9 protein-coding genes are annotated in these 10,287 nt (G+C 67.0%); 3 read left to right on the top strand and 6 right to left on the bottom strand.

From position 1 onward, the window contains the following. Positions 1-20 precede the first annotated feature (20 nt). Both BW971_RS15360 and BW971_RS15355 read right to left on the bottom strand, forming a co-directional pair. Complete coding sequence (locus BW971_RS15360) at positions 21-1,526, bottom strand: fatty acid desaturase family protein (protein ID WP_083709120.1); 1,506 nt, start codon at positions 1,524-1,526, stop codon at positions 21-23. A 47-nt stretch (positions 1,527-1,573) separates the two neighbouring features. Further along, positions 1,574-2,671 (bottom strand): ferredoxin reductase, encoded by a 1,098-nt coding sequence (locus tag BW971_RS15355; RefSeq protein WP_076475448.1) that lies wholly within the window; start codon positions 2,669-2,671, stop codon positions 1,574-1,576. Between the two features lie 174 nt (positions 2,672-2,845). Here BW971_RS15355 and BW971_RS15350 point away from each other — a divergent pair, with 174 nt between their 5' ends. From BW971_RS15350 to rsgA, 3 genes are read left to right on the top strand one after another with little or no spacing between them, the layout of a single operon-like run. Beyond that, positions 2,846-3,235, top strand: coding sequence for a VOC family protein (locus BW971_RS15350; protein WP_076481154.1), 390 nt, complete (start codon positions 2,846-2,848; stop codon positions 3,233-3,235). Positions 3,236-3,268: 33 nt separating this feature from the next. Further along, positions 3,269-4,534 (top strand): 3-phosphoshikimate 1-carboxyvinyltransferase, encoded by a 1,266-nt coding sequence (gene aroA, locus BW971_RS15345; protein ID WP_076481150.1) that lies wholly within the window; start codon positions 3,269-3,271, stop codon positions 4,532-4,534. Beyond that, on the top strand, positions 4,531-5,622 hold the full coding sequence (gene rsgA / locus BW971_RS15340) for a ribosome small subunit-dependent GTPase A (RefSeq protein WP_083710106.1): 1,092 nt from the start codon (positions 4,531-4,533) through the stop codon (positions 5,620-5,622). The genes aroA and rsgA overlap by 4 nt, the downstream gene beginning before the upstream one ends. Before the next feature lie 82 nt (positions 5,623-5,704). Here the strand turns inward: rsgA and BW971_RS15335 are convergent, their stop codons facing one another. From BW971_RS15335 to BW971_RS15320, 4 genes are all read right to left on the bottom strand, one after another. Next, positions 5,705-6,961, bottom strand: coding sequence for a fatty acid desaturase family protein (locus BW971_RS15335; RefSeq protein WP_076481148.1), 1,257 nt, complete (start codon positions 6,959-6,961; stop codon positions 5,705-5,707). Between the two features lie 145 nt (positions 6,962-7,106). Continuing rightward, positions 7,107-8,417, bottom strand: coding sequence for a fatty acid desaturase family protein (locus BW971_RS15330; protein WP_076481146.1), 1,311 nt, complete (start codon positions 8,415-8,417; stop codon positions 7,107-7,109). 84 nt (positions 8,418-8,501) lie between these two features. Continuing rightward, positions 8,502-9,677, bottom strand: coding sequence for a ferredoxin reductase (locus BW971_RS15325; protein WP_076481143.1), 1,176 nt, complete (start codon positions 9,675-9,677; stop codon positions 8,502-8,504). A gap of 68 nt (positions 9,678-9,745) precedes the next feature. After that, positions 9,746-10,285 carry a DUF6912 family protein gene (locus BW971_RS15320; RefSeq protein WP_076481141.1) on the bottom strand — a complete coding sequence of 180 codons (540 nt, stop codon included), beginning with the start codon at positions 10,283-10,285 and terminating at the stop codon, positions 9,746-9,748. Between the last annotated feature and the right edge of the window lie 2 nt (positions 10,286-10,287).

The raw sequence follows: 10,287 nt of genomic DNA, 5'->3' as shown, positions 1-10,287 counted from the left end.
CCCCACCTTGTGGTGGTGGTTTAGGTGCGGGGTGGGGGTGTGACGTGGGTGGCGTTGTTGGTGTTGGGGTGTTCGGGTCCGGTGGTGGGGTGGTTGGTGTCGGGGTTGGGGTGGGGGATGCGGTTGCGGGAGTGGGTGGCTTCGCTGGGTCGGGTGGGGGTGGGTGCGGAGTGGGGTGGTCGGTGGTAGGGGCCGGGTTTGGGTCGGGGGTGTCCGCCGGGTAGGGCCAGGCGCAGGATGGTGCGTTGGACTTGTGCCCATTGGCGGTGGAAGGGTCCGGTGTTGTAGGGCAGTCCGTAGCGTTGGCAGATGTCTTTGACCCGGGGTGCGACCTGGGCGTAGCGGGTGGAGGGCATGTCGGGGTAGAGGTGGTGTTCGACTTGGTAGCCGAGGTTGCCGGAGATGATGTGGAACAGGGGGGAGCCCTCGATGTTCGCGGCGCCGATCAGTTGCCGGGCGTACCAGCCGCCGCGGGTCTCGTCTGCGGTCTCGTCCTGGGAGAAGGTGTAGGCCTGGTCGGGGAAATGGCCGCAGAAGATGATCGCGTTCGACCACACGTTGCGGATCAGGTTGGCCACGAAATCGGCGCCCGCGGTCCGCAGGAAGGTGTCCTCGGCGCCGGGTAACACCCGGTCGGCGGCCGCGGCGAGCAGGGTGACCGGGCCCAGGTGGGTTCGACGGTTGACGGTACGCAGCAGCCGCCCGGTCCGGGAGGTGGCGGGTTGATCGAGACGCCCACCGGTCAGGGTGTGGGTGGCGAGGAACGCTGCCGCCGACACGGCGGGCCAGCCGAGGTAGTCCTTGACGATCTGGCGTCGGGCTTTGCCGGCGATGCCTTTCAGGTCGTGGATGATCTCGGCGGCGGGTTTGTCGCCGCGGCGGATCGCTTCGATGTCCAGGTCGTGTACGGCCACGCCCCACTCGAAAAACGCCATCAACACCACGTTGTAGAACGGTTGCAGCAGATACACCGGTGACCAGGGTTGGTGGGGGTCGATCCGCATGATCTCGTAGCCGAGGTCTTTGTCTTTACCGCGGATGTTGGTGTAGGTGTGGTGCACATAGTTGTGGGAATGTTTCCACGCTTCCGCGGTGGAGGCGGTGTCCCAGTCCCACACCGAGGAATGGATGTCGGGGTCGTTCATCCAGTCCCACTGACCGTGCATCACGTTGTGCCCGATCTCCATGTTCTCCAGGATCTTCGCCATCCCCAGACACGCGGTGCCCACCACCCACGCCGGGGTGGACCGCGAGTTGAGCAACACCACCCGACCCAACACCGCCAACTGTCGTTGCGCGGCGATCACCGACTTGATGTACCGCCGATCACCATCACCGAGGTCGGCGTACACATCGTCATGGATCGCGTCGAACTCCTTGCCCAACAACTCGATGTCCTCATCAGACAAATGCGCCAACGGATGCGGTTGCCCATCCGGGCCCACCCCGTACACCCGCGCCCCCGAACGATCACCATCCCCACCGTAGGAAGTCGTGTCGGTGCGGTCAGTGGCATGTGTGGTCATGATGTGTTCTCCCAAATAATTGTTGTACTACAGGCCCCGGGCAGGGGTCACAGTTTGACGGTGACCTCACCCTCAGCGGTATGCACACAGATCCGGATGGCCTGGCCCTGCGGCGAGGACACCTCCCCGGTCCGCAGATCCCGCACCTGCCCCGCATCCAGAACCCCGGTACACGTATGACAGATCCCGATCCGACACCCGAACTTCAACTCCAACCCCGCATCCTCCCCGGCCTGCAAGATCGGTTGCCCCGGCTCACACGTGGCCTCGGCCCCGGACTTGGCGAACCGCACCACCCCACCCTCACCCTCACCCGGATCCCCCCCGATCACCGGCTGGAACCGCTCCAGATGAATCCGCTCCGCGACATCGTGGGTGTCCCAGAACTCGACGAGATCGTCCAACAACTCCGACGGCCCCGAACACAACGCCTCCCGCTGCGACCAATCCGGACACCACGACTCGATATCGGCCACCGACATCCGCCCGTCATCACCACTGACCCGCACATGCAGATCAAACCCGTCATGACGATCCGCGAAATCATCCAACTCATCAGCGAACATCAACTGCTCACGCTCACGCACCGAATGGATCACCACCACATCAGCCATCCGATCCCGCCGATCCAACGCCCGCAACATACTCATGATCGGAGTGATCCCACTACCCGCACTGACGAACAACAACTTCGACGGCAACGGATCAGGCAACGTGAACACACCCTCGATCTCACCGAGCCGCACAATCTCACCCGGCCGCAACCGCTGCACCAAAAACGGTGACACCGTCCCATCCGGCACCAACTTCGGCGACACACTGATCAACCCATCACGCGGATCCGGATCCGACGTCAACGAATACGCCCGCCAATGAAACACCCCATCCACCACCACACCCAACCGCACATACTGCCCCGGCAAATGACCCGGCCACTCATACCCCGGCCGAATCCACACCGTCGCCGCCGACGACCCCTCCGACTCCACCTCCACCACCCGACCACGCAACTCCCGCGTCGTCCACAACGGATTGATCATCTCCACGTAATCATCCGGACGCAACGGATTGAACAACCCCGTCACCGCCCGCATAAACCCCCGCCGCACCGGCGACACCCGAGGAACCGCACCACGCTCAGCCATGTACCCACCGTTCACTTGGTCGTCGACCTCATCCTCAGTCATGTTGTGCCGAGGATTCTTCGAGTCGCGACGGGCTGTCATACTCAGTGCACGACTGTACACTCGCGAACTCGGCTATGCATCCCGGCCGCCGAACTCGTATGACAACCGACCTCGGTGGTGGAGACTGGCCCCATGGAGATCCTCGGCAGCCGCGTCCTGCTCCGGTCCAGCGATCCGAAGCAGTTGCAGGCCTTCTACCGAGAGAGTCTCGGCTTGGCCGTCGCACGCGAATATCCCGGCGGGATCGTCTTCCACGCGGGCGCAGGTTTCATCGAAGTGCCCGCACATCTCCCACCGGACTCGGACGGGATACCCGGTTCCGGCGCCTCGCTGTGGTTGCAGGTGCGTGACATCGCCGACGCCGCGCGGCAATTGGCCGAGCACGACGTTCCGATAACCCGCGCGGCACGCACCGAACCGTGGGGACTCATCGAGATGCATGTGCAGGACCCGGACGGCCGCACGCTGATCTTCGTGGAGATCCCCGGCGACCACCCCCTGCGCACGGACACACGGCACTGAGCGCGGGCTGGATCGCATGACAGACTCGTACCCATGAGTTCCTGGAGCGCACCGGTGGCGTCCGGGCCCGTCGTCGCCACCGTCGACCTGCCCGGATCCAAGTCGATCACCAACCGTGCCCTCATCCTCGCCGCCCTGGCCGACGGTCCGAGCACCCTCAGCGGAACCCTGCGCAGCCGCGACACCGACCTGATGCTCAGCGGGCTGGCCACCCTCGGGGTGGATGTGGCACCGGCCCCCGGCGATCCCACCACCGTGCACATCACCCCCGGCCCGTTACACGGCGGCCGGGTCGACTGCGGTCTCGCCGGCACCGTGATGCGATTCCTGCCTCCCGCAGCCGCACTGGCTTCCGGGACCGTGGAGTTCGACGGCGACGAACAGGCGCGGTCGCGACCCCTGTCGACCATCCTCGACGCACTGCGCTCACTCGGGGTCCAGGTGGACGGGGATGCGTTGCCGTTCACCGTGATCGGCGGTGGGGCCGCAGCGGGCGGCGAGGTGACCATCGACGCCTCCGGGTCGTCGCAGTTCGTCTCCGGCCTGTTGTTGTCGGCGGCGCGGTATGACCAGGGCATCAGCATCAGCCACGTCGGCAAGCCGGTGCCGTCGACACCGCATGTGGACATGAGCGTGCAGATGGTGCGGACGGCCGGGGTCGTGGTCGACACCTCGGTCGCCGACACCTGGCGGGTGCTGCCGGGCCCGATCTCCGCGGTCGACTGGCAGATCGAACCCGACCTGTCGAACGCCGCGGCGTTCCTGGCCGCGGCCGCGGTCACCGGTGGCACCGTCACGGTGCCACGGTGGCCTGCGGTCACCACCCAGCCCGGTGCGACGTTCGTGGACGTCCTCCACGAGATGGGTTGTCGCACAGAGCTGGTGGACGGATCACTGACCGTGTACGGGACCGAGCGACCCGCAGGCGTCGCCCTGGACCTGCACGACATCGGTGAGCTCACGCCGACCATCGCCGCCCTCTGCGCGTTGGCCGACGGAGAATCCGTGTTGTCCGGGATCGCGCACCTGCGCGGCCACGAGACGGACCGACTGGCCGCCTTGTCCACCGAGATCACCGCACTGGGCGGCCACTGCACCGAGACCGCCGACGGGCTGCGCATCGTCCCGGCGACCCTGCACGACGGCACCTGGCACTCCTACGCCGATCATCGGATGGCCACCGCGGGCGCACTGATCGGTCTGGTCACGCCGGGTGTGGCGGTCGACGACATCGAGACCACCGCGAAGACACTGCCCGACTTTCCCGCCATGTGGTCCGGCCTGGTGGGTGTGTCCTGAGCCGTCGGGTCTACGACGAGACCGATGTCCGGATCCGTCCGGGCAAGGGCAGTCGTCCGCGCACCAAGACCCGTCCCCGGCACGACGACGCCGAGTACGCGATGGTGGTGTCGGTCGATCGTGGCCGATGGGGGTGTGTGCTCGACGGCGATCCCGGCCGTCCGGTGGTGTGTATGCGGGCCCGCGAGCTGGGCCGTACACCCGTGGTGGTGGGCGACGAGGTGTCGGTGGTCGGCGACCTGTCCGGTAGACCCGACACCCTCGCGCGCATCGTGAAGGTGTCGGACCGTCGAACGGTGTTGCGGCGCACCGCGGATGACACCGATCCGTATGAGCGCATCGTGGTGGCCAACGCGGCCCAGCTGTTGATCGTGACCGCGCTGGCCGATCCCCCGCCGCGGACGGGTTTCGTCGAACGGGCGCTGGCCGCGGCCTACGTGGGCGGTCTGACCCCGATCCTGTGCCTGACCAAGTCCGATCTCGCCGCGCCGGAGTCCTTCACCGCCGCCTTCGCCGACCTGGACCTGCCGATCGTGTTGGCCGGTCGCGACGATCCGCTCGAGGGTCTCCGCGCCGATCTGGCGGGCACCATCACCGCGCTCATCGGGCATTCGGGCGTGGGCAAGTCGACGTTGGTGAACCGACTGGTACCCGACGCCGACCGTGCGACCGGTGTGGTGTCGGGGGTCGGGAAGGGACGGCACACCTCGACCCAGTCGGTCGCCCTGCCGTTGGTCGGACAACCAGGGACGCCGCAGGGCTGGGTGGTCGACACGCCGGGCATCCGATCGTTCGGATTGGCCCACGTCTCACCGGACGACATCGTCGACGCCTTCGACGACCTGCGGGTCGCGATCGAGGACTGCCCGCGCGGCTGCACCCACCTGGGGCCGCCCGCGGACCCCGAGTGTGCGCTGGACGCGCTCACCGGCAATGCCCATCGACGCGCGATGGCCGTGCGGGCGCTGCTGGTCGCGGTCGGCGGGCAGGACGAGGTCTCCGCCGACGGCCCGGTCGACGCGAACGAGGGCACGCTCGAGCCCTACAACGGCACGCTCGACGAGAACAACGGCCCGCTCGACGCCTGAACCCCGTCGAGCGTGCCGACACTCGCATCGAGTGGGCCGTTATGGGCACGCTCGACGCGAACGAGGGCCCACTCGACGTGGGTCAGCGCGCGCGGGCGACGATCTTGGCGGTACGGGCGTGCCGGGCGCGGGCAGCCAGCGCTGTGCGCAGACCCTGACGCGGTCGCACCGAGGGGCGGTCGGCGATGCGCGCCCGCAGGGCGTCGGGCAGTCCGAATCGGCGCTCGGAAGCGGTCTCCGGTGCATCGTCTGCGTCCGCGCGCAGGAACACGTCCGGTAGTGCGAGCTTGTTGATCGTGCGGAAACTCTGCAGGTACTGACCCATCAGGGTGCCCGTGGTGTACGGCAGGTCGTACTTGTCACACAGAGCGCGCACCCGGACCGCCATCTCGGCGTATCGGTTGCTGGGCAGATCCGGGAACAGGTGGTGCTCGATCTGGTAGCAGAGGTTGCCGCTCAAGAACGCCAGAGCCGGTCCGGCCTCGAAGTTGGCACTGCCCAACATCTGTCGCAGGTACCACTGTCCTTCGGACTCGTTCTCCAGCTCATCGGCGGTGAACTTCTCCGCCCCGTCGGGAAAATGCCCGCAGAAGATGACCACGTAGGCCCAGAGGTTGCGCACCAGGTTGGCGGTGAGGTTCGCGGTCAGCGTCGACCGGGCATGCGTACCGGACAAGGCCGGGAACAGCAGATAGTCCTTGCTGAGCTGTTTGGCCACCTTGATCAGGAAACCGCGGATCTGCGGCCGGGCGACCTCCATCGGTTTGGTGCCGGCGATGACCGACTTCAATTCCAGGTCGTGCAACCCGATCCCCCACTCGAAGGTGGCGGCGAGGAACAGATTGGAGAACGGCTGGAGCAGGTTCTTCGGCTGCCAGGGGTCGTCGCGCGTGACCCGCAGCAACCGGTAGCCCACGTCGTGATCCATCCCCAACACGTTCGTGTATTTGTGATGGATGAAGTTGTGCGAGTGCTTCCAGTCGGCGGATGCGCACATCATGTCCCACTCCCACGAGGTGGAGTGCACCTCGGGGTCGTTCATCCAGTCCCACTGGCCGTGCATCACGTTGTGGCCGAGTTCCATGTTCTCGATGATCTTGGCCAGCGAGAGCATCGCCGTTCCCACCGCCCAGCGCGACCGCCTGCCGCTGCGCAACAGCGCGACGCGACCCCCGACCTCCAGCAACCGCTGCGCGACGATGGTCCGACGCAGGTAGGTCGCGTCCCGGACCCCACGCGACGACTCCACATCACGACGGATGGCGTCGAGTTCGGTGGCCAGCTGGTCGACGTCGGCATCGGTCAGATGGGCGTAGGCATTGATGTCGGTGATGGCCATCGCCGGGCACTCTCCTGATCCTCGGGTGTCCCCCGCGCCCGCAGGGGCGCGCCGAGATGGACGGCGATCACCGGACGACGCCGACGATCACCTCGTGATCCCATTGTCCATCACCTGTCGGATACGACAACACCCCCGTGGGGTCTCAGGCGGCGCGGCGGCGGTCGTCACGGGTCGGCAGCGCGCTGACCCGCGCGCGTCGTCGACCGAACACACCGCCGCGACGGCGCCGGGCCTCGGCGATCGCCGACCGCAGTCCGCGACGCCGCCCGGTGGTCACGGGTATCGGCGACCACGGCGTCGACGTCTCGTCGAACCGCCGTTCCGATGCGGTCTCCGGGGCGTCGTCGCTGTCGGCCCAGAGATATTTGTCGGGCAAGGACAGCTTGGCGATCGTCCGCCAACTCTTCGCGTACTGCAGCAGGAACGGCCCCGTGGTGTACGGCAGGTCGTAGCGGTCACAGATGGCGCGCACACGCACCGAGATCTCGGGCAACCGGTTGCTGGGCAGGTCGGGGAAGATGTGGTGCTCGATCTGGTAGCTCAGGTTGCCACTCAGGAAACCGAGGACGCGACCCGAGCGGAAGTTGGCGCTGCCCAACATCTGTCGCAGATACCACTGCGCCTGGGTCTCGCTGTCGACGTCCTGCTTGGTGAACTTCTCCGCACCGTCGGGGAAGTGTCCGCAGAAGATGATGGCGTTGCTCCACACGTTGCGGATGACGTTGGCCATCACGGTGGAGGTCGCCGCCGTGGCCCAGGCGCCGCGGGACCGGGTGGTCAGGCCGACGATGGCCGGCCACAGCACGTAGTCCTTGAGGGTCTGCCTGCCCACCTTCGCACCCACGGCGCGCAGGTTGGCACGGAATTCGTCCGGGTCGTGTTTGCCCTTGGCCACCTTGCCCAGTTCGAGGTGCTGGATGGCCACCCCGTACTCGAAACCCAACGCGAGCAGTGTGTTGTAGGCCAGGTTGCCGAGGTAGAACGGCGTCCACCGTTGGTCCCGGGTCACCCGCAACAACCCGTAACCCACGTCGTCGTCCATACCCAGCACGTTGGTGTACTTGTGATGGATGAAGTTGTGGGTGTGTTTCCAGTGCGCCGACGGGTCGGGGTTGTCCCACTCCCAGGTGCTGCTGTGCACCTCGGGGTCGTTCATCCAGTCCCACTGACCGTGCATCACGTTGTGGCCGAGTTCCATGTTCTCGACGATCTTGGCCACCCCGAGGACTCCCGCGCCCGCCCACCAGAGCGACCGGCGCCGGGCGCCGAACATCATCGCTCGACCACTGATCTCCAGCGCCCGCTGGAAGCGGATGGTGTTGCGGATGTAGCGGGCGTCGTCGGCGCCACGAGCGGCCTCGACGTCGCGGCGGATCTCGTCGAGTTCCCGTCCGAGGGCCTCGATGTCGGCCTCACTCAGATGCGCATATTCTTCGATGTCGGTGATGGCCACGGATACCTCCAGATCGACCTACGTATGCGTAACTTACGCAATCGTAGGTTACGGTTCGGTAGCCGACAAGAGGTGAGACGCGTGTCACACGTCGAGCGTGCAGTCCCCTGCCGCGACGCTGATACACGTCTGGATCCGCTCGCCCTCGACGTGTTCGGTACCGCTGCGCAGGTCACGCACACATCCCCGGTCGAGCATGACCACACAGCTCTGGCAGATTCCCATCCGGCAGCCGAACGGCATCTGCACACCCACCGATTCCCCGGCCTCCAGCAGGGTGGTGGCACCGTCGACGGTCGCGACTCGTCCACCCCGACCGAACGTCACGGTTCCGCCCTGAGCGTCCACGTCGCCGCGTTCGAGGGTGAACCGTTCGACGTGCAGCCGCTCGGACACCCCCGCGTCACCGAATACCGCGCCCACCATCTCCAGGAATCCCGACGGCCCGCAGGCCCACGTCTCCCGCTCGGCCCAGTCGGGGCACAGGCGGGTCAGCAGTTCCCTGTCGAGCCTGCCGTCGGTGCCGGTGGTCTGCACGTGCAGGTCGAGGAGCCCTTCGTCGTGCATCGCGGCGAGTTCGTCGGCGAACAGCAGGTCGTCCTGGTCGGATACCGAGTGGATGAGCTGAACGGAACTGTGCTGACCCCGGTGACGCATGGTCCGCAGCATGGAGATCACGGGCGTGATCCCGCTGCCCGCGGTGACGAACAGCACCGCAGGCGGCGGCGGTTCGGGGAGCACGAAGTCTCCTTGCGGCGCGGCCAGCCGGACGATGGTGCCCGGTTGCAGGCCGTTGACCAGGTGACTCGACAGGAACCCCTCGGGCATCGCCTGCACGGTCACCGAGATGTGCTGGGGCCCCGAGCGCCGGCGACCGCGCAGCCCCGAACCGTCGGTGTCGGCAGGGGTGGCATCCGGAATCGACGTCAGCGAATACGACCGCCACGTCCATCGCCCCTCGACCAGCACCCCGATGCCGACGTACTGACCGGGCCGGTAGTCGAAGCCGAACCCCCACCCGGGTTCGATGACCAGGGTCGCGGCGGTGGCCGCGGTGGCGTCGTCCGCGGTCTCCGGGATCACCCGTACGATGCGGCCGCGCAGCTCGCGCGCCGACCACAGCGGGTTGGCCAACTGTAGATAGTCATCGGGCAACAACGGGGTGGTGATCCGCGCCAGTGCGGCGCGGGCCACGTCGAGACCGCCCCGGCGCGAACTGCGGCCGGCCACCGGTTCGCTGAATCTCTCCCGCCAGCCCACATCGACTCCTCGATCGTTCGTCGTCGGAGCCTGACGGACCCCGACCTACGCCACCGTAGGTTAGTCGGTCACAGAAGGTCGAGGAGGAACGGGATCTCCTGCGTCGCGTACCAGGCCAGATCGTGGTCGTCGACGTCCCCGACCGCGAGCTCGGCGTCCTCGTCGCCCATGTCGGCCGCGTCGATGACCTCGGCGGCCACGCGGATCGCCGATTCGGCATCGGCCGCGTCGACGTGCACCGACGCGATGTCGGCGATCGGCACCGGGACACCGATCTTCACCACGGCGGGCTCGAGGTCGGGTCGCAGCGTCACCTCGTCGTCGTCCACGTCGGCGGCGACCACCACCCGACGCGGCGGCAACGCCGCATGTGTCCCGTCGTCGTCGACGTCGGGGTCGAGCACCCCGGGCTCGGCGGCGAGCAGACGCAGCGATGCCCTGGCCGCCTCACGCATCGCGGCCTCGGACAGCTCCTCGTCATCACCCACCGAGTACGACTCCCGCAACGCGGGGGTGAGGGCGAAACCGGTACCCCCGATGGCGGCGAACTGGTGGCTGTCGGTGAGTTGGGACAGCATCGACAGCGTGGCCGGAAGGTAGACGCGCATCA

The sequence above is a fragment of the Williamsia sterculiae genome, from assembly GCF_900156495.1.
Taxonomy (GTDB): Bacteria; Actinomycetota; Actinomycetes; order Mycobacteriales; family Mycobacteriaceae; genus Williamsia_B; species Williamsia_B sterculiae.
This window is presented reverse-complemented; position numbering and strand designations above follow the sequence as displayed.

What these genes read in the sequence shown, in the direction of transcription:
- BW971_RS15360 (WP_083709120.1), bottom strand. Translation starts at nt 1,526, where the DNA reads ATGACCACACATGCCACTGACCGCACCGACACGACTTCCTACGGTGGG.
- BW971_RS15335 (WP_076481148.1), bottom strand. Translation starts at nt 6,961, where the DNA reads ATGGCCATCACCGACATCAATGCCTACGCCCATCTGACCGATGCCGAC.
- BW971_RS15350 (WP_076481154.1), top strand. Translation starts at nt 2,846, where the DNA reads ATGGAGATCCTCGGCAGCCGCGTCCTGCTCCGGTCCAGCGATCCGAAG.
- aroA (WP_076481150.1), top strand. Translation starts at nt 3,269, where the DNA reads ATGAGTTCCTGGAGCGCACCGGTGGCGTCCGGGCCCGTCGTCGCCACC.
- BW971_RS15355 (WP_076475448.1), bottom strand. Translation starts at nt 2,671, where the DNA reads ATGGCTGAGCGTGGTGCGGTTCCTCGGGTGTCGCCGGTGCGGCGGGGG.
- BW971_RS15320 (WP_076481141.1), bottom strand. Translation starts at nt 10,285, where the DNA reads ATGCGCGTCTACCTTCCGGCCACGCTGTCGATGCTGTCCCAACTCACC.